Origin of the sequence: Hungatella hominis (genome assembly GCF_014288005.1) — a bacterium.
GTDB lineage: Bacteria > Bacillota > Clostridia > Lachnospirales > Lachnospiraceae > Hungatella > Hungatella effluvii.
On record NZ_JACOPB010000015.1, the window covers coordinates 57413 to 75941 of the forward strand.

Here is an 18529-nt window from a genome sequence, read left to right on the forward strand (position 1 = left end):
CCGTGAGAACAAAGACAGCGAAAGGTGTAAAAGGGGATCAATTATGAAATTAAGAAGACTTATGGCACTGACAACAGCAGCTATTATGGCAGCGTCACTGACCGCATGCGGCGGGCAGAAAGCTGAGACAAATACACAGGCAGCGGAGAGCGGAAAAGAATCGGCGGCGGCCGGAGAGCAGGTCACACTTCGCATGGCGTGGTGGGGATCACAGACGAGACATGACGCCACCAACAAAGTAATTGAAATGTATGAGGAACAGAATCCAAACGTACATATTGAGGCGGAGTTTTATGATTTTGACAGCTACTTCACAAAGCTGGACACCCTGGTGGCAGCAGATGATGTATGGGATATCTTCCAGATGGGCGGAAATTTCCCGAAATATATAAACAGCATTGAACCGATGGACGCCTACATCGAAGCGGGAACCATTGATGTAAGCGACACCACAGAAAACTTCCTGGCGACCACAAGAGACAACGACGGTACCCAGGTGGGAATCTCCATCGGAACCAACACCTACGGAATCGCCTATGATCCGGCCATGTTTGCGGAAGCAGGACTGGAAGAGCCGTCCGACAACTGGACATGGGATGAGTGGAAGGCTGACTGCCTGGCGATCACCGGGAAACTGGGAATCTACGGAAGCTCAAAGATGGACAACTTCATCGCCGGTGTAACGCAGAGAGCCTCACAGGCAGAGAAAGACGGCAACTTCTTCAAAAAGACCAACGACGGCCTGGAATTTACGGATACTGCTACTTTTGCATCGTATATGCAGATGATCAAGGATTTAACGGACGCTGGAGCGTATCCTGATGCAGGAGCGGTCAAGGAGATCAAGGACATCGAAGGTGACTATCTGGTAACAGAAGATGTAGCCATGACCTGGGTATCCTCCAACCAGATCGCCTCCATCGTCAACGCAGCCGGCAGAGAAATCAAGATCGCGCCTGTACCGCGTATCACGAAGGACGGCTCCTATGGAATGGGCGTACAGTCCTCCCAGCAGTTATGCATGGCCAAGAGTTCCAAAAACAAAGAAGAAGCAGCTAAGTTCATCAATTACTTTGTCAACGACATAGAAGCCAACAAAGTATTAAACGGTGAACGCGGTGTACCGATCATGTCGAAAGTAAGAGATGTAGTCATGGAGCAGGCAGACGACAGCAGCAAGATGATCTACGATTTCGTAGACAAAATCGGCAACTTCCCCAAAGAAGACTGCAATGTCATCAGCCCGGACCCAAAGACGGAGATAGAAGATCAGTATAAGCTGCTGATTGAGAAAGTACAGTACGGAGATGTAACACCAGAAGAAGCGGCTGAGCAGTTAGTCGAATTTGCGGAGAGTAAATTTACGCGCCAGCAATGAGCCATGCGAAAAAGGGCAAATGCAGATATGCGTTGTGCTCGCACATAAGCATATCTGGGTTTGTCCTTTTTCATAGGGCGAAGCCCGTGACCGAGATGGAGCGAAGCGGAATCGAGGTGCATGGCGGACTAACGGGAGGCCCCCACAATCGAGGTGCATGGCGGACTAACGGGAGGTAATGAATACACATGGCTTCCAACACCAACGCCCCATAACACAAATCCAATATCAAAGGCAGGTGGGACCAGCCCCTATAAAAAATCGCCTCACCTGCCTTTTCTGCGCAAAAAAATGGAGGAAATGACCAATGGAAGAAAGGAAAGCCAGCAGAAAAAAGTTCTGGTATAACGACAATACGGTGGGCTATATATTCTCGCTCCCGTTCATAATCGGTTTTCTGGCATTCACCCTGATACCGATCGCGGTTTCCATGTACTATTCGGTAACCGACTATAAACTGGGCCAAACACCAGCATTTATCGGAATCAAAAACTATCTGGAACTCTTAAAAGACGAGCGATTTATCAATTCCGTAAAAGTAACCCTTATTTACGTCGTTACATCCGTGCCGACGAAGCTGATTTTTGCTTTATTTGTGGCGTATTTGCTGACCCAGGGAAGGCGCGGCGTGACATTTTACCGTTCCCTGTATTACGTACCGTCCTTGATCGGCGGAAGTATCGCGGTAGCCCTTGTGTGGAAGACCATCTTTTCCAGAAAAGGCCTTGCTAACACGATCCTGGCTTCTTTAGGACTTCAAAAGCTGTCCTGGCTCGGTGATCCGAAGCTATCCATGGGTATTCTGGTCCTAATGTCGGCCTGGCAGTTCGGCTCCTCGATGATCATCTTCGCAGCGGGACTAAAAGAAATCCCGGGCAGTTATTATGAGGCGGCTGAGATTGACGGAGCAAATAAGTGGCAGCGTTTCCTGCGCATCACGCTTCCATGCCTTTCCCCCATCATTCTCTATAACCTGGTGATGCAGACCATCACGGCATTTATGGCATTTACGCAGGCGTTTGTCATCACACAGGGAGGTCCCAACGACGCGACCAACTTCTATGCTCTCTATGTCTACAACCACGCATTCAAGTGGTCCAACATGGGATATGCGAGTGCGATGAGCTGGCTAATGCTGGTTTTAATCAGCGTAATTACACTGATTCTGTTTAAATCCTCGAAGTTCTGGGTATTTTCTGAGGCGGATCAATAAGGAGGGGGAAAAAGATTATGACGAAAAAACACAAAATCGAAGCAGTCCTTTACCATTTGTTTGTGTGCCTGTTCGGACTCCTCATGATATATCCGGTGCTCTGGATGATCAGCGGCTCACTCAAAAATAACACAGAGATATTAAACGGAGGAATGAATTTGATTCCCCCGGCCTGGAGAGTGGAGAACTTTGCCAACGGATGGAAGGGATTCGGCGGTATCAGTTTTGCTACCTTCTTCTCCAACTCATTTTTCGTAGCCTCTGTTTCGACCATTGCAACGGTACTGTCATCGGCCTGCGTGGCTTATGCATTTTCAAGGGTGAAATATAAAGGAAGAAATATCTGGTTCACGGCCATGATCTGTACCATGATGATTCCGACACAGATCATTCTGGTGCCGCAGTACATCATCTACAACAAACTGGGCTTCGTCGGAACGTATCTTCCGTTAATCCTGCCGCATTTTTTCGGCCAGGCCTTCTTCATCTACCAGATGATGCAGTTCGGATCCGGTATTCCGAGAGATTTAGACGAAGCAGCCATCATAGACGGATGCAGTAAATATACGATATTCACAAAGATATTTCTGCCGCTTTTAAAGCCATCCATCGTAACCACGATTATCATTCAGTTCTACTGGAAATGGGACGATTTCATGTCACCGATGATCTACTTGAGCAAGCCGAAGATGTATACCGCCTCCGTGGCGATCAAGAATTTTGCGGATTCCACTTCCACGACCGACTACGGCGCCATGTTCGCCATGTCCACCCTGTCCCTGATTCCGGTATTCCTGATTTTCCTGTTCTTCAACCGGTATCTGGTAGAGGGAATCAGTACGAGCGGTATCAAGGGCTGATCACAGCAATACTGCCAAACAAAAACACTGCCACAGCGATACTATGACACAGAGAGGAAATGAGTGTGAAAAATCAAACGAGTGTATCCTTTCAGACCTCCGACGACCTGCTTCAAAAGCTGGTGGACACGGCTGAAGAAAAGTCCAGAGAGAATCTGAAACGGTTTGAAAACAGACTGGTGCTGATCGAAGGCGGCGGTTACGAGAAAATATGGCTGGAAACGCAGCCCATGGGCGGTGAGATGTACGCCAAACGCAATCTGGAGGCGGGAATCAACAATCAGCTGCTCTTTATGGAAAATCAGAGGGAGGACGGCAGAATTCCCGGAAGCGTAGCCTGTGAAAACGGCAGAATTACTCCGCAGTTCAACAAGTTTCAGGGTTTCTGTTTCCCCTCCGCTGCGCTGAATGTATACTACTTAATGGGAAAGGATCCGGGATATCTAGATCTGCTCTACACCACGCTGGAACGCTTTGACAGCTACTTATGGCGCGTGCGGGATTCCGACGGTGACGGCTGTCTGGAGACCTGGTGCAAATACGACACGGGAGAAGATCACGCCCTCCGGTACGGGGACGCCCCCAACGACTGGAGCGAGGAAGTGCCCCCGGAAGGATGCAGCGTGGTACCCATGGCTTCCATGGATATTATGAGCTTTTCCTATGCATCGAGGGAAACTCTGGCGAAGATCAGCAGAATACGGAAAGACATCAGGCGGGAAGCGTTCTGGAAGGAGAAGGCAGCCTGCGTGCAGGATAAAATCCGGTCCTATCTGTGGGATGACGCCGCAGGCGCCTGCTTCGACCGGGACAATAATCACCGGGTGCTGCGCACGATGACCCATAACAATCTGCGGGCCATGTACTGGAACAGCTTTACCCAGCCGATGGCCGACCGTTTCGTAAAGGAACATCTGCTGAACCCGGAGGAATTCTGGACGCATATGCCGCTTCCATCGGTCGCGGTAAACGATCCGCTGTTTCGGAATGTGACGACCAACGACTGGAGCGGCCAGGCGGAGGCGCTGACGTACCAGCGGGCCATCCGGGCGCTGGAAAATTACGGGTACGACAGTCTGATCCCGGAACTGGGCGAAAAGCTGTTTCAGGCCATCGGCAGGGACTGTGTCTTTGTCCAGCAGTATGACCCGTTTACGGCGGAGCCGTCCCTTGTCTGCCTGGAGGGAGAACAGGATTGTTACGGGCCGGCCCTTCTGTCGGTTCTGGAGTATGCGGCGCGCATGTACGGCGTCCATATCGAGCATGATACGGTCTTCTGGGGAACTGTGGGCGGCCATGAGAGTGTTTATGAACAGATCTGGGGAGACCGTTCCTTTAAACTGGTTCAGAATGGAAATGGGGCGGAAGGCTTTATGAATGGAAGAAAGGTATTTGAAGCCGGACCGGGTATTAAGGTGATTACCGGGCTGGACGGAAATGTGCTGGAAGTAAAGAAAATGTCAAAGAACGGAGATGTGAAAAGCATCCGCCAGTGGTTATAAGAATATAGAAGGAATAAGAAAATAGAAGGAATAAGAATATAAAACGAATAAGAACATAAAAGAAGGCTCTGAAAGCTGCAAATGCAAACTTTCAGGGCCTTCCTCCATATCACACGAACCGCGTCATTCCGGCGGCCATTCCTCCGTCTCCTCGATCCAGGCTACATGAGCGGCTTCCTTTACGCCGCCTTCGATCAATCCTTTGCGAACAGTCTGAAAGGTTCGGAGAAACAACCGGCTGGATGCCCGGGAAAACAGCTTCACGTCCCGCTCTTCCAGAGAGCGTAACAGGACCTTCATGATGGATGCCGTTTCCCCGGGATTGAGCCATAGACTGCGGCAGGAGATGGGCCAGAGTGTCTGCCACATGAGCTGGCTGCATACTTCCGAGAGAGCGCTGTTGCCCATGGCATAGAACAGGTCGAAACACATCTTATAGTACCTGCAGCAGTCCTCCTGGTGCACACATTCCTTCATCTGCTCCGCGTAAAATGTCAGAGTGTCAGCGGGAATATCAGGAAAAAATACGCTGGAGATGCTCCCGGCTGTCAGTGCCAGCACCTGAAAGGCCTCCAGGGAGAGAAGCAGCTCTTTCTGGCACTCCTCGGACTGAGGAAACTGCATGGCCTGCTGGTTCACGATATCCAGAACCATCGTGCCCTTGCCGTTCAACGTTTTGACCGCGTTAAAACTGACCAGCAGCGAAAGACTCCGGCGTATGGTGATCTCCGCCACGGAAAATTCCTCCGCCAGCTGCGGGACAGACGGCAGGAACTCCCCAGGCTGGTACTGACGGCATAGGATTCGGTGAAGGAGAATCTGTGCGGTAAAGGATCGGTGCTCGATTCTGCCCTTGGTGATGTACCATCGGAACGGAACTGGAACCGGATCCGGCTGGCCGGAACCGGCGTAGGAAGCTTCCAGGTTTTTTCGCAGCTTCTCCGCCCGGAGCTGGCTGATCTGATCCAGCTGCCGTTTGATCCCGCCGAAATCTTCCGCGGCATGGCTTGTCAGGAGATCTTCCATATAATTCGCCAGACGGTCAAAATAGAAATCAGAATAGCTGGCGTCAGTCATCATGTATAAGTCTGAGAGATGGCCGAACATGGTGCTTTCTGTAAAGAGGCTGGGAAGAAGAGGATTCCCCAGGCTGTCCAGCACGGTGCAGAAAAAGTCGATAAAAGCCCGGAAATCCCGGCTCCGCACTCTGGAAAGGTACTGTGACAGATGCTCTCTGCGGTCGGCCGGCAGGCGGCAGAACGCGGGGAACAGTATGGAAGAGAGAAAAGAGCGCCTCAGACACTGCAGCTCCAGGGCCGCATCCTTGTGGGCCAGATAATAGGTCCGGCAGAAATCGGCGTAATCCTCGTTGCTGAAGTCCTTGATCACGACAGAGGAGCGTCCGCTTCCGGAAGAGATAAATCCATCCTCCTTAAGCTGGCGGAGCATCCGCCGTGTGGTTTTGTCGGACACGCCAAATGTGTCGGATATTTCATGAATCGAAGGGAGGGCGTCTCCTTTTATATAGTAGCCCGATTGAATCCGGGTAACATAGAATTCGTAGATGTAACGGTACAGCCGGGAATCTCTGTCCATAGGGCATCCTTTCTGCTGGTAAAATACTGAAAATATTTTATCACAGACCATGTGGATTGACAATAAATGAAAATTTTCAAAATATCTTTTTTTTGGAAATATGATATGCTATACTATACTTTATCAAATGGTACATTTTAACCGTTAAGGCAGATAAGCCGCGTGAGGAACAGGCAGAGTAAGGCTGGGGGGCTGTAAAAACTCTGCTCCGTAAGGAGAGGGAAATGAGTATTAAGAGGTGTAGAAATGGAAGAAAAGAAAAAAGCCGACATCAGCGACTTAAGTATCTATTACCAGGAACTCCTGTTCCAGAATGAAGAGATGAAACGGATTATGCAGGAAAATGAGCTGCTGAAGCAGAGATACCAGCGGCTCTATGAGGACGCGCCTGCAGGATACGTGGTATACAACCACAACGGCCAGATCATAACGGCTAACAACACACTCTGCTGTCTTCTGGGCTTCCCGGTGCAGGAATGCCAGCTGCACCGCTTTCCCCGGTATGTTCTGCCTGAATTTCAGGATGAACTGTATTTAATGATCCAGAGGGTGCTGAAGAAGAAAACACCGGAATCCATCGAGGTCCAGATCCGGGGTGCGGATGAGATTCGGGATGTTATGGTAACCACCAACTGTTACTGCGAAGAAATAGAGATCCCAGGCATAGAGGAACCTGTGAGCAGCGATCTGCTCCGGAGTGTGATCACGGATATTACGGGACTGAAGAAGAGACAGAGAGACTTCTGGAACCGAAGCGTGCATGATCCGCTGACAGGAATCTACAACCGCCAATATTATAAAGAAGAGATGCATGACATGGATGTGATGGAAAATTTTCCGCTGTCCGTGTCCATGGTGGATATCGACGGCCTGAAAATTATCAATGATACGCTGGGCCACGAGTTTGGCGACCAGGCGATCAAGGTCATCGTGAATGAGCTGAAACGAAACGCCAGACCGGAGTATACGCTGATGCGGGTCGGCGGCGACGAGATTGTAATCCTGTTTCCGAGGACGAACCTGGAAACGGTGCGCCGCTATATGCAGGAAGCGAAAAAGGCCATGGAAGAGAAGTCCATCTCAGGAATTCCCCTCAGCTTCTCCTGGGGCGCCGCCACAAAAAATACGCCGGAGGAGCAGCTGTCCTTCATTGTGGCCGCGGCCGAGGATATGATGTACAGCCGAAAACAGGTCAGAGGCGGCAGCCGGTTTAACGGGGCCGTACATTTGATTCTGGAATCGCTGTTTGAACGCAACCGTCAGGTGAGAGACCACAGCCTGAGAATCAGGCAGTTTATCAATGACTTTGGGACTTGGATGGGACTCGGTGAAGAAGAGGTGGCCTGCTTATGCAGCGCCGGACTTCTGCATGATATTGGGATGGCCTCCATTTCCGACGAAATACTCAATAAAAACAGCATGCTGCCGGAGACAGAACAGAGAGAAGTTCTGCGCCATCCGGAGGTGGGCGGCCGGATACTCCATGCCAACGGAGACACCGCCGTGTACGCGGAGGCAGTGCTCTACCACCATGAAAACTGGGACGGTACGGGCTATCCCCGCGGCCTGGCCGGTGAACGGATTCCGTTTGAAGCGCGTGTCCTGGCAATCGCAGACGCCTATGACCGTATGAAGTACGGTTTGAATGGAAGAGGGACGAGGTACAAAGATGAGATGATGATACTGGAAGAATTTGAGCGGTGCAAGGGCCGCCAGTTCGATCCGAAGCTTACAGAGAAATTACTTGAATGGAAGACAGAAAAGAAGCATCCCGCGTCCTGAAAACGGTTTGGGATGCTTCTCTGTACAGGTGAGAACCTTGGGGTTTATGCCTCAGTTTTCCAGAAACCGTGAAGGTTACACCAGGCGTAGGCCGCCTTCGGCGTATCGCCGTCCTCCAGTGTAAAGTGGGCGACCGGCTCGCAGGCGGAATCTAAGGGCACCCGCATGGTGACCCCGGCCTTCGTCTGTAAGCAGACCCATCCGATGTTGTGTTCCTCGCTCATGGGATGGAAGATGCTTCCGACCTTTACGGTCACGTGGTTTCCGTCGGTTTCAATAATGGGGAGATGCTTTTCGGAAGCGCCTTCCGAGGTGTTGGGCTCCAGTACCTCAAATGGTTTTAAGCTGTCCGGGACTGCCGCATTAGGCATTCCCGCAATGGCCTCCAGTACCACGAGGCGGTCTCTGTCCGTTAAAAATACAGGCTGTTTATTCATAGAATCCTCCTGTCATAATGATGATTACATAAGGTTGTCTGCTGCGGATACTCCATTATTTTCCCTGAATTGCCTTCCTTTTATACATGAAGCTGAAAGCTTTTTCTGTTCTACGGCGCTGTCCGGAGAATGAATTGCCGCATTTTACCCAATACTATGATGGAAATCTATAATAATATGAAAAGAGGTATTGGATATGAGCGCAGACGCGGAAATGCTTAATTTTATTTATCAAAATTCCCAGATGGGTGTTGAGACCTTAAATCAGCTGATTCCTATGATTGACAATGAGGCATTTAAGAAACGGATCGAGGCACAGCTTAAGGAGTACGAGCAGATTCATGGGGAAGCGAAAAAGCTTTTGAACCGCCATGGCTACGATGAGAAGGGAATCGGCGCCCTGGAAAAAATCATGGCCTACCTGATGATCGATATGAAGACCCTGATGGATAAGTCTTCCTCTCACATTGCGGAAATGCTGATTCAGGGCAGCAATATGGGGATTATTGATGCGGTCAAGCGGATCAATCAGTATGAGAAAGAGGCGGAAAAGGAAGTGACGGCTCTGATGAAGCGGCTTCTTAAATTTGAGGAGAATAATGTGGAACGGTTGAAGGAGGCTCTCTGATGGGGTATAATGGCTTTATCCTGTGAGAAACGGAGTACAGCCATGATACTGAGTGTGAGCAGAAGGACGGATATTCCACAGTATTATTCCGACTGGTTTTTCAATAGAATGAAAGAGGGATTTCTCTATGTGAAGAATCCGATGAACAGCCACCAGGTCAGTAAGATCATGCTTTCTCCCGACCTGGTGGATTTAGTGGTGTTCTGGACGAAGAATCCTGCCCCCATGATGAGACGAATCGGAGAATTGGGAGAAATCCCGTATTACATACAGTTTACACTGACCGGATACGGCCGTGACATAGAACCGGGGCTTCCGGACAAACACGAACTGATCCGTATCTTCCGCGAAACTGCGGAAACGGCCGGACGGGACCGCATGGTGTGGCGATACGATCCGGTGCTTTTCAATGAAAGATACCCGGCGGAGTACCATTTCCGTGCGTTTGAAGCGATTGCAGAAGGAATCTGCGGTTGTACGGATAAGGTGGTCATCAGCTTTCTGGACTGCTATGGGAAGACGAAACGCAACATGAGGGGCATCCCTTTGGAGCTGCCGGATGAAGAGACCATGAAACGAATGGGTGAGAGGTTCGTAAAGACGGCGGAGAAGTATGACATGACGGTGGAAAGCTGTGCGGAGACCGTGGATTTAAGCGAAGTGGGAGTCCGCCATGGAAGCTGTGTCGATCCGGTGATGATTGAACACATTCTGGGCGTTCCGGTTCGTGTGAAGAAAGACAAAAACCAGAGGCCGGAATGCGGGTGTGTGGAGAGCGTGGAAACGGGGGCCTATGACACCTGCCTTTGCGGCTGCAAATACTGCTACGCCAATGACAGCGAGGGCGCTGTCATGAGGCGGAGGGAAGAGTATGATGTGGGTTCACCGCTGCTCTGCGGCAGGGTGGAAGAAGGGGACCGGATCACGGTGCGCAGGACGAGCCGGATTCTGACCGGATAATAAAACCTGATCAGGGGGATACCAATGAAAAAACATTTAAGAATACTGTTTCCGCTCCTTTTAGGCCTGCTTGTGGCGATCAGCGCAGTCTCGATCAAGCGGATTTCAGATATTCGGGACTACGGGAAGCTGATTAATTATGTGGGAATCGTGAGAGGAGCTTCCCAGCGGGTGGTGAAGCTGGAGACGAACGGCCGCCCTGACGATGAACTGATCGGGTATGTGGATGATATTCTGGACGAGCTGGTGACCGGCCACGGCATATATGGCCTGGTCTCCACGGACTGCAAGCTGTACCAGATGAATTTAAAGCTGCTGAAGGGGCAGTGGGGCGCCGTGAGGGAAGAGATCGACGCTGTGAGGCAGGGGGTGAGTGCAGATCTTCTGATTGATTCCAGCGAGAGGCTGTTTGAGATAGCCAACAACACGGTTTTTACCATAGAGCAGTATTCCAGCGACGTGGCGGGAAGGACGGTGCGCATGATTTCGGCAACAGCGCTGGTCAGTGCCATCGCGTTCGCGTTTACCATGTATTTTTACATAAAAAAATTTTTTCAATTAAAGGATACCAACGAAAAGCTGGAGGATTTGGCATCCAGAGATGAGCTAACCGGGGCTTACCATACGGAGAAGTTTTACTCCGAGGTAAACCGTATACTGGAACGGAAAAACGATGCCAGATTCGCGGTTCTCTATATTGATTTCGAAAATTTCAAATATGTAAACGACGTATTCGGCTACTCGTACGGGGACGAGCTGCTGAAAGACTACGCACGGCTGATCATGAGCCGACTGAAGGAAGAGGAACTGCTGGGCCGCGACGTGGCGGACCGGTTTGTACTCCTGCGCCGCTATAAGAGCCGGGACGAGCTGCTCGAGACACAGAAACAGGTGGATGAAGAGTTCTTAAATTCCACCCTTGTTATGTCGAACCGCCACATGATGACCATCGCATGCGGAATCTGCTGCGCGGAGGATCTGGTCGAGGAGCCGGAGGCGGTGATGATGGTCAACCGGGCCAATTTCGCCCAGAAGGAAGTCAAGAACAAACCGGGAAAGCACTATGCGTTCTACGGCGATGAGATCCGGCAGAAGCTGATCGCGGAGATGAAGGTGAAGGACCGCATGCAGGAAGGCCTGGATAATGAGGAGTTCGTCGTCTATATGCAGCCCAAGGTGGGCGTGGAGGACGGTGTCGTGAGAGGCGCGGAGGCGCTGGTGAGATGGGCGGTACCGGGCAATGGCCTGCTCTCCCCGGGACTCTTTATTCCGGTGCTTGAAAAGAACCACTTTATCGGCAAAGTGGACCGTTTCGTCTTCGAAAAGGTGTGTATATGGCTGCATGAACGCATGGAGAAAGGGCTGGCCGTGGTGCCGGTCTCCGTCAACGTGTCTAAAATACAGTTTTATAACCCGGATTTCATCCCGGTCTACGCCAGCATCAAGAAGCAGTACGGGATTCCTGACGGGCTGCTGGAGATTGAACTGACGGAATCGGCCGCGTTTGAGCACGAGGAGTATCTGCTGCAGGTGGTGAGAGAGCTGCACGACAACGGATTTCTGTGTTCCCTTGACGATTTTGGCACCGGCTACTCGTCTCTGGGGCTTCTAAAAGATCTTCCTATCGATGTGCTGAAGCTGGATGGAGTTTTTTTCCGTGTGAGCGTGGATGTGAACCGGGAACATACGATCCTGAAATATATAATCGATATGGTGAAAGAGCTGAATATCAGCACGGTAGCCGAGGGCGTGGAGCGTCAGGATCAGATAGAATTCTTAAAATCCGTAGGCTGCGATCTGATTCAGGGCTTCGCATTCTATAGGCCGATGCCGATGGATCAGTTTGAAAAGGTGCTCGACGGAGAACAGTGATATGCGGTTTCACGAAAATGGGTTTCGAGAAAATAAATGAAATTTATATTGACAAATGCAGGGAAATCTTGTAAACTTATTCGTGTTGTGAGTGAGAGGAGCAGCTGCTTCAAACTGATTCCGATTACGCACAGGACATCGCATGTCTGCCCAGATAGCTCAGTTGGTAGAGCAGAGGACTGAAAATCCTCGTGTCGTTGGTTCGATTCCGACTTTGGGCATTGTGCTCGCGAGAGTACATTTGAAATGCTTTTGGAATTTCCTTTGCGGGTGTAGTTCAATGGTAGAACACTAGCCTTCCAAGCTAGATACGTGGGTTCGATTCCCATCACCCGCTTTAGAAAATTTCTGTTGCATTTTCATGAGATGTATGTTATAATGCTTTTACGAAAAAGTTCATACTTTGTTTTATCGTTTATGCGCGAGTGGCTCAGTGGTGGAGTACAACCTTGCCAAGGTTGGGGTCGCGGGTTCGATCCCCGTCTCGCGCTCTTTTTATTTGATGGCCGGAGGCCTGCAGTTTTGCAGGAATCCGGTCTTTTTGTTTTACAAGTAAGTCGTCTGTGTTATCAAAGAGTCCTCCTGTGATATCGAAAAGTCCTTCCGGCAGGAGTGGTCTGCCGGCGGTATTTTCTTTTCCATTTCTTAAAAATCCGAAACTTTCCATTGAAATTTCACATAAAACCAATCATAATATGCAATAAAATTTCATAACAATCCCGTATAATTGACACAATTATTTCATATGCTATGATGAAGGAGAGGTAGGAAATATGGCAGCAAAAGGATTGCTGCTGCGTCTGAAAGACTATCAGGTCAAGGCAAGCGCAGCGGAAAAGAATGCAGTAACAATCATCTTGAATCATCCGGATATGGTGATTGGAAAGAGTATACACGAGTTTGCAGATTTGGCCTATGCGTCGCCGGCGACCATTATCAGACTCTGCAGAAAACTGGGCTGCGCGGGATACCGCGATTTCCAGCATGCGCTTGTATACGAAAATGCTCTGTTTAAGGACAGCAGGGAGATATCTGTTCAGGAGATCATCCCTACGCCGTCGACAGAGGACATTATTCAAAAGGTTACACGAAAAAACATCGAGTCTCTTGAGACGTCAAGAAAGCTGGTAGAACCGGAGATTATTGACACCTGCGTCAAAATGATCGAAGAGAGCAGGATTATCCAGCTGTTTGGACTCGGTTCCTCCTTACTTGTTGCACGAGACCTGTATTTAAAATTGATACGTGTGGAGAAACTGTGTAATATCTGCGACGACTGGCACGCTCAGCTGCTGGCCGCAAGAACCATGAAAAGGGGCGATCTCGGTATCGTAATCAGCTATTCCGGACTGACGGAGGAGATGATCACCTGTGCCAAGGCTGCAAAAGCCAACGGCGCCAGAGTTATCGTGCTCACGAGGGCCGCTGATTCCAAGCTGGCGGCCGAGGCGGACTGCGTGCTGGCCGTGGCCGCTACGGAACTGATTCTGCGCAGCGGAGCCATGTCGTCCAGAATTTCACAATTAAACATGGTAGATATCCTCTATGTAGCCTATGTAAATAAACATTATGAGAGCTGCATGAGGAGTTTTCCGAAAACACATATTCAAAAACCATTGGAGGAATATTAGAATGCTTGATTTGACAAAGCTGACAACAGAGACAAGAAATGATAAAACCATGAATTTAGATCAGATGACTCCTGCTGAACTGGCGGCCGTGATGAATGAGGAAGACGGCAATGTCGTCATAGCCGTAAAAGAGGTTATCCCGGAGATCGCAACAGCGATCGAATGGGCGACCGAAAGCTTAAATCGCGGCGGAAGAATCATTTACATGGGAGCAGGAACCAGCGGCAGGCTGGGAGTTCTGGATGCCGTTGAGTGCCCGCCCACCTTTGGAGTGTCTCCCGATCTGGTAGTTGGTCTGATTGCCGGCGGTGAAGGGGCGTTCCTAAAGGCGGTGGAAGGCGCGGAGGACAGTGAGACCCTGGGTGTACAGGAGTTAAGGGATTTGGCTCTCAACAAAAATGACATCGTGATCGGTCTCGCCGCAAGCGGAAGGACTCCCTATGTGATCCATGGTCTCGCATACGCTGATTCCATCGGATGCAAAACGGTCGCAATCGCATGCAACCGGCAGTCAGAAGTAGGAAGGGCCGCGAAGCTTGCTATCGAGCCGGTAACAGGCCCGGAAGTTCTGACCGGTTCTACAAGACTGAAGGCCGGTACTGCCCAGAAAATGATTCTGAATATGATATCAACCGGCAGTATGGTGGGATTCGGAAAGGTATATCAGAATCTCATGGTGGACGTTCAGCAGACCAACGAGAAGCTGGTCGTAAGGGCTCAAAATATCACCATGGCTGCCACGGACTGTACGAGAGAAGAGGCGAAAGCCGCTCTTTCAGAGGCTGACGGTCATGTTAAAACGGCCATAGTCATGATCCTGCTGGGCTGCGATGCGAAGGAAGCGAAGACGCATCTGGATGCGGCCGGCGGTCATGTAAGGAATGCTTTATAACACATAATTGACAATCGGACAGAACGTCTGATCTTTGAAACAGGAGGGACTATATGAACTACAGGGAATTGAGTGAAAAGCTCCTCTCGCTGCTTGGCGGAAAAGACAATATTCTGGGCAATGCCGCGTGCATGACCCGTCTGCGTATCAGCGTGAGAGATTTAAGCATTGTAGATATTGAAGCAATTAAAAAAGTGGAAGGCGTGCTCGGCGTCGTGGAATCGGAAACGCTTCAGATTATCCTGGGGCCGGGAAAGGTTAATAAGGCGCTGGAGGAGTTCTCCAAGCTGACAGGGCTGCCCAAGGGTGCAGTCTCAGACGCCCCGGCTTCCGCCGGCGGAAACGTGGAGGACCTGGCTAAGGAAAACAAAGCCGCGCAGAAGGCCAAATACGATAAACCGCTCCAGAACTTTTTGAAGAAGATTGCCAATATTTTCGTAGCGCTTCTTCCGGGCATCATCGCAGCGGGTTTAATCAACGGAATCAGCAATGTTGTTAATGTTTCCACAGGCGGCGCGCTCAGCGGAATCTGGTGGTATGAATGCATCCGCACCATGGGCTGGGCTCTGTTTGCCTATTTGCCAATTCTGGTCGGCTACAACGCCGCAAGAGAATTCGGCGGTTCCGCATCTCTGGGAGGAATTGCGGGCGCTATGTGTATCGCCAATACTGCGATGCCGCTTTTAGCTAAATATAACGACGCGCAGATTCTTCTGCCAATCACCGGTAATGTGTTCAACCCGGCAGCAGGCGGTATGCTTGCCGCTCTGATCGCAGGCGTATTTTTCGCATTCTTAGAGAAACACATCCGTAAGATTATGCCTGATCTGATCGATACGTTTATCAGTCCTCTGCTCGTATTAATCATCGGCGGCCTTGTGATCCTTCTGATCATACAGCCGGTCGGCGCAGCTCTGACATCTGGTATTTATACTGTGCTGACATTTGTATATGAAAAACTCGGTGTTGTGGGCGGATATATCCTCTCGGCAGGCTTCCTTCCGCTGGTTGCAGTCGGGCTTCATCAGGCGCTGACGCCGATCCATGCCATGTTAAATGACCCCGCCGGCGCAACGCAGGGCATCAACTATCTTCTTCCCATCCTGATGATGGCGGGCGGCGGACAGGTAGGCGCAGGTCTGGCTCTCTACTTTAAGACAAAGAACAAAAAGCTGAAAGGCTATATCCGCGATTCGATCCCGGTAGGTATCCTGGGCGTGGGCGAGCCGCTCATGTATGCAGTAACGCTTCCGCTTGGTAAGTCCTTTATTACCGCCTGTTTAGGCGCCGGTGTCGGCGGTGTTCTCTCCGCACTGTTTCATTTGGGAACCGTATCCCAGGGGGTATCGGGGCTGTTCGGCCTGCTGATCGTAAAGCCGGGACAGCAGATTCCATATATTATCGCTATGGCTGCGGCTTACGCCGGAGGTTTCATTCTGACCTGGTTCTTTGGTGTGGATGAGAAGCGGATCAACGAAGTCTATGGGGAATAAATTTATGAAAACAGGAATATCACTCTATTTCAGCAATGGCGTGGAAAAGAACGAGGCGATAATCAGGAAAGCCCGGAAAGCCGGCATCAAATACGCGTTTACCTCCATGCATATCCCGGAGGAGACGGGCATCGATTATAGAAGAGATGCCAGAAAGCTTTTGGAGCAGTGCAGAGATGCAGGCATCAATCTGATTGTCGATGTCAGCCCGGTTACTTTAGAAAAGCTGGGCTGCGCCTCCTTCGATGAACTGCTGTCACTGGGGATTACCTATATCCGTCTCGACTTTGGATTTACGGCAGAGGAAACGGTCGCGCTTTCGGAAAAATTTCATATCGTTTTCAATGCCTCTACGATTTCACAGGAAGATATTCAGAACTGGGCGGCGGCAGGGGCAGATTTTACCCGCTTTGCCGCCTGCCACAATTACTACCCGAAACCATATACCGGTTTGTCACTTGACCGTGTAAAGGAGATGAATCAAAGGCTCAAAATCCTTGGCTTTACCACGATGGCATTTGTTCCGGGGAATTCCGAGCTGCGCGGCCCTCTCTGTGAAGGCCTTCCCACGGTGGAGGAACACCGGTTTTCCAGGGATGAGGTGCTTCTTCATATGCTGGAGCTGTACCAGTCGGATTCCGATATTGTTCTGGTGGGCGATAACGATGTGACGGAGGAGGTATGGACGCAGCTGGCTGCGCTGAGCAAAGGATACGTGGCCCTGCATGCGGATATACTGCCCGGTTATGAATTTGAAAGAGCCATAATCCATCATGACCGGCCGGATTCCAGTGAATATGTGATCCGATCCCAGGAATCCCGTTTTAACTGCAGGGACCGGGTCATTGCGGCAGACACAGCGGGAGAGCTTTCCGGCCAGAGGCTGGCTGGAAAGATATGTATTGCCAATGAAGCGTATTTGCGGTACATGGGAGAGCTTGAAATTTGCAGGGTTGACATGCCTTCTGATCCGCGCGTGAATGTGATCGGACAGGTGGCCGGGAAGGACAGAAAATACCTTCCGTATATCAGGGAAGGGATGGGATTTTATCTCTGCCCGGCTGACGGACAGTGATGAGAATCAGGAAGAAATCTTGTTTGACGGATTTCTTCCTGATTTTTTTGATTACATAATTTCTTACCTGTTGCAATTCCCCTCTGCCCTGTGATAAACTTTCCTCATAAACAGCCGCCGCCAAAAACGGCAGCGGAAACGGAAAGAAGGAGTGCCTGTTATGAATACGAAACTGGTTCGTTTTACAAAATATATGCTGGATGCCATGTTTTATATCGGGATTGTGCTGACGGCGGCCATCCCGGTCCTGTTTTATTTTTTTGGGAATTACATCGAGAGCTTCCGGAAATACTATGTGTTTCAATGCGTGATCTATATGGCTTCCGGTGTGATGGCACTGTTCATCATAAAGGAGCTGCGGAGGATGTTTCTCACTGTCCTGACGGATAATCCGTTTGTCATGGAAAATGCCGGTTCGCTTAAAAAGATGGGTAAATGCAGTTTCATGATTGCGCTTCTCTCCATCGTCCGCCTGCCGGTGTCACTCACCCCGGCGACGGCTGTCATCATCATCGTGTTTGCCATTGCCGGACTCTTTTCCATTGTGCTCTGCCAGGTGTTTGAGAAGGCGGTGCAGTACAAGCTGGAAAACGACTTGACAATATAGGAGGGATAGAATGGCGATTGTAGTAAATCTTGATGTCATGATGGCAAAGAGGAAAAAGGGATTGACGGAGCTTGCGGGCGAAGTGGATATCACCATGGCCAACTTATCCATTCTGAAGAATAATAAGGCGAAAGCCGTCCGTTTTACCACGCTGGAGGCGATCTGCAGGGCGCTGGACTGCCAGCCGGGAGACATTCTGGAATACGTTCCGGATGATCCGGCCGAGTAAACCGCTGCCGCTCACGGCTCCGTCTGCCCTGCGCTGTCCGGTCTGGCCCTGCCGGTTGACGCGGCCTTTCCGGTTCCGGTTTCGGGGATAAGCACTTCTAAACGTGCAGAATTTTTCTAAAAACCAGGGGAAATCCCCAAACTCGCTGCCGCTCAAACAGGTGGAGTTTCCCCTGAACGAAAAACTCTGCGCGTTAAGAATTGCTAATCCCCTGCAAAGTCACCGGAAAGTCCGCGTCAACCGGCAGGGCCAGACCGGACAGCGCAGGGCAGACGGGGCCGTGAATGGAAACAAATAAATTAAAAAACTTTTCGAAAGTACTTGACAATATTAACTGTAACTTTTATAATAACAGTACAAACTGAAACAAATAA

At 50.3% G+C, this 18529-nt stretch carries 16 protein-coding genes and 3 tRNA genes; 17 read left to right on the plus strand and 2 right to left on the minus strand.

The window, feature by feature from the left end; translation table 11 throughout:
* Positions 1 to 43 precede the first annotated feature (43 nt).
* The 4 genes from H8S75_RS24310 to H8S75_RS24325 all read left to right on the plus strand — a co-directional run bounded on the left by H8S75_RS24310 (position 44) and on the right by H8S75_RS24325 (position 4953).
* Entirely contained in the window at positions 44 to 1378 is a 1335-nt protein-coding gene (locus H8S75_RS24310; protein WP_187023754.1) for an ABC transporter substrate-binding protein, read from the plus strand.
* Positions 1379 to 1685: 307 nt separating this feature from the next.
* On the plus strand, positions 1686 to 2591 hold the full coding sequence (locus tag H8S75_RS24315) for a carbohydrate ABC transporter permease (RefSeq protein ID WP_187023755.1): 906 nt from the start codon (positions 1686 to 1688) through the stop codon (positions 2589 to 2591).
* 17 nt (positions 2592 to 2608) lie between these two features.
* The gene (locus H8S75_RS24320; RefSeq protein WP_055659165.1) at positions 2609 to 3451 is read left to right on the plus strand and encodes a carbohydrate ABC transporter permease; all 843 of its coding nucleotides are present in this window, start codon (positions 2609 to 2611) and stop codon (positions 3449 to 3451) included.
* Between the two features lie 59 nt (positions 3452 to 3510).
* Positions 3511 to 4953 carry an MGH1-like glycoside hydrolase domain-containing protein gene (locus H8S75_RS24325; RefSeq protein ID WP_187023756.1) on the plus strand — a complete coding sequence of 481 codons (1443 nt, stop codon included), beginning with the start codon at positions 3511 to 3513 and terminating at the stop codon, positions 4951 to 4953.
* Positions 4954 to 5076: 123 nt separating this feature from the next.
* Here the strand turns inward: H8S75_RS24325 and H8S75_RS24330 are convergent, their stop codons facing one another.
* Positions 5077 to 6549: a GntR family transcriptional regulator gene (locus tag H8S75_RS24330; RefSeq protein WP_187023757.1), complete on the minus strand. Its 1473-nt coding sequence runs from the start codon at positions 6547 to 6549 to the stop codon at positions 5077 to 5079.
* A gap of 246 nt (positions 6550 to 6795) precedes the next feature.
* Between H8S75_RS24330 and H8S75_RS24335 the strand changes: the two genes are divergently transcribed.
* The gene (locus tag H8S75_RS24335) at positions 6796 to 8331 is read left to right on the plus strand and encodes a sensor domain-containing diguanylate cyclase/phosphohydrolase (protein WP_187023758.1); all 1536 of its coding nucleotides are present in this window, start codon (positions 6796 to 6798) and stop codon (positions 8329 to 8331) included.
* 44 nt (positions 8332 to 8375) lie between these two features.
* On the opposite strand, the gene H8S75_RS24340 is transcribed toward H8S75_RS24335, so the two are convergent.
* Positions 8376 to 8768, minus strand: a complete 393-nt coding sequence (locus tag H8S75_RS24340; RefSeq protein ID WP_055659154.1) for a desulfoferrodoxin family protein — start codon at positions 8766 to 8768, stop codon at positions 8376 to 8378.
* Positions 8769 to 8964: 196 nt separating this feature from the next.
* On the opposite strand from H8S75_RS24340, the gene H8S75_RS24345 reads away from it, so the two are divergent.
* From H8S75_RS24345 to H8S75_RS24400, 12 genes are all read left to right on the plus strand, one after another.
* The gene (locus H8S75_RS24345) at positions 8965 to 9396 is read left to right on the plus strand and encodes a hypothetical protein (RefSeq protein ID WP_187023759.1); all 432 of its coding nucleotides are present in this window, start codon (positions 8965 to 8967) and stop codon (positions 9394 to 9396) included.
* A 42-nt stretch (positions 9397 to 9438) separates the two neighbouring features.
* A complete protein-coding gene (locus H8S75_RS24350; protein ID WP_187023760.1) occupies positions 9439 to 10356 on the plus strand; it encodes a DUF1848 domain-containing protein in 918 nt (305 codons plus the stop codon).
* 24 nt (positions 10357 to 10380) lie between these two features.
* Positions 10381 to 12228 carry a putative bifunctional diguanylate cyclase/phosphodiesterase gene (locus tag H8S75_RS24355; RefSeq protein ID WP_187023761.1) on the plus strand — a complete coding sequence of 616 codons (1848 nt, stop codon included), beginning with the start codon at positions 10381 to 10383 and terminating at the stop codon, positions 12226 to 12228.
* Between the two features lie 148 nt (positions 12229 to 12376).
* Positions 12377 to 12449: transfer RNA gene (locus H8S75_RS24360), tRNA-Phe, on the plus strand.
* A gap of 45 nt (positions 12450 to 12494) precedes the next feature.
* Positions 12495 to 12565 (plus strand) — tRNA-Gly (locus H8S75_RS24365).
* An 82-nt stretch (positions 12566 to 12647) separates the two neighbouring features.
* Positions 12648 to 12719: transfer RNA gene (locus H8S75_RS24370), tRNA-Gly, on the plus strand.
* Between the two features lie 282 nt (positions 12720 to 13001).
* Entirely contained in the window at positions 13002 to 13859 is an 858-nt protein-coding gene (locus H8S75_RS24375; RefSeq protein ID WP_055659149.1) for a MurR/RpiR family transcriptional regulator, read from the plus strand.
* Between the two features lies 1 nt (position 13860).
* Positions 13861 to 14751 (plus strand): N-acetylmuramic acid 6-phosphate etherase, encoded by an 891-nt coding sequence (gene murQ, locus H8S75_RS24380; RefSeq protein WP_187023762.1) that lies wholly within the window; start codon positions 13861 to 13863, stop codon positions 14749 to 14751.
* A 53-nt stretch (positions 14752 to 14804) separates the two neighbouring features.
* A complete protein-coding gene (locus H8S75_RS24385) occupies positions 14805 to 16244 on the plus strand; it encodes a PTS transporter subunit EIIC (RefSeq protein ID WP_055659146.1) in 1440 nt (479 codons plus the stop codon).
* A gap of 4 nt (positions 16245 to 16248) precedes the next feature.
* Complete coding sequence (locus H8S75_RS24390; protein ID WP_187023763.1) at positions 16249 to 17319, plus strand: MupG family TIM beta-alpha barrel fold protein; 1071 nt, start codon at positions 16249 to 16251, stop codon at positions 17317 to 17319.
* Between the two features lie 160 nt (positions 17320 to 17479).
* Positions 17480 to 17926: a DUF2975 domain-containing protein gene (locus H8S75_RS24395; protein ID WP_187023764.1), complete on the plus strand. Its 447-nt coding sequence runs from the start codon at positions 17480 to 17482 to the stop codon at positions 17924 to 17926.
* 10 nt (positions 17927 to 17936) lie between these two features.
* Positions 17937 to 18155, plus strand: a complete 219-nt coding sequence (locus H8S75_RS24400) for a helix-turn-helix domain-containing protein (protein WP_025530931.1) — start codon at positions 17937 to 17939, stop codon at positions 18153 to 18155.
* Positions 18156 to 18529 lie beyond the last annotated feature (374 nt).

Excerpts from the sequence above, each read along its gene's own strand:
- H8S75_RS24310 (WP_187023754.1), top strand. The coding sequence starts at position 44 with ATGAAATTAAGAAGACTTATGGCACTGACAACAGCAGCTATTATGGCA.
- H8S75_RS24315 (WP_187023755.1), top strand. The coding sequence starts at position 1,686 with ATGGAAGAAAGGAAAGCCAGCAGAAAAAAGTTCTGGTATAACGACAAT.
- H8S75_RS24320 (WP_055659165.1), top strand. The coding sequence starts at position 2,609 with ATGACGAAAAAACACAAAATCGAAGCAGTCCTTTACCATTTGTTTGTG.
- H8S75_RS24325 (WP_187023756.1), top strand. The coding sequence starts at position 3,511 with ATGAGTGTGAAAAATCAAACGAGTGTATCCTTTCAGACCTCCGACGAC.
- H8S75_RS24330 (WP_187023757.1), bottom strand. The coding sequence starts at position 6,549 with ATGGACAGAGATTCCCGGCTGTACCGTTACATCTACGAATTCTATGTT.
- H8S75_RS24335 (WP_187023758.1), top strand. The coding sequence starts at position 6,796 with ATGGAAGAAAAGAAAAAAGCCGACATCAGCGACTTAAGTATCTATTAC.
- H8S75_RS24340 (WP_055659154.1), bottom strand. The coding sequence starts at position 8,768 with ATGAATAAACAGCCTGTATTTTTAACGGACAGAGACCGCCTCGTGGTA.
- H8S75_RS24345 (WP_187023759.1), top strand. The coding sequence starts at position 8,965 with ATGAGCGCAGACGCGGAAATGCTTAATTTTATTTATCAAAATTCCCAG.
- H8S75_RS24350 (WP_187023760.1), top strand. The coding sequence starts at position 9,439 with ATGATACTGAGTGTGAGCAGAAGGACGGATATTCCACAGTATTATTCC.
- H8S75_RS24355 (WP_187023761.1), top strand. The coding sequence starts at position 10,381 with ATGAAAAAACATTTAAGAATACTGTTTCCGCTCCTTTTAGGCCTGCTT.
- H8S75_RS24375 (WP_055659149.1), top strand. The coding sequence starts at position 13,002 with ATGGCAGCAAAAGGATTGCTGCTGCGTCTGAAAGACTATCAGGTCAAG.
- murQ (WP_187023762.1), top strand. The coding sequence starts at position 13,861 with ATGCTTGATTTGACAAAGCTGACAACAGAGACAAGAAATGATAAAACC.
- H8S75_RS24385 (WP_055659146.1), top strand. The coding sequence starts at position 14,805 with ATGAACTACAGGGAATTGAGTGAAAAGCTCCTCTCGCTGCTTGGCGGA.
- H8S75_RS24390 (WP_187023763.1), top strand. The coding sequence starts at position 16,249 with ATGAAAACAGGAATATCACTCTATTTCAGCAATGGCGTGGAAAAGAAC.
- H8S75_RS24395 (WP_187023764.1), top strand. The coding sequence starts at position 17,480 with ATGAATACGAAACTGGTTCGTTTTACAAAATATATGCTGGATGCCATG.
- H8S75_RS24400 (WP_025530931.1), top strand. The coding sequence starts at position 17,937 with ATGGCGATTGTAGTAAATCTTGATGTCATGATGGCAAAGAGGAAAAAG.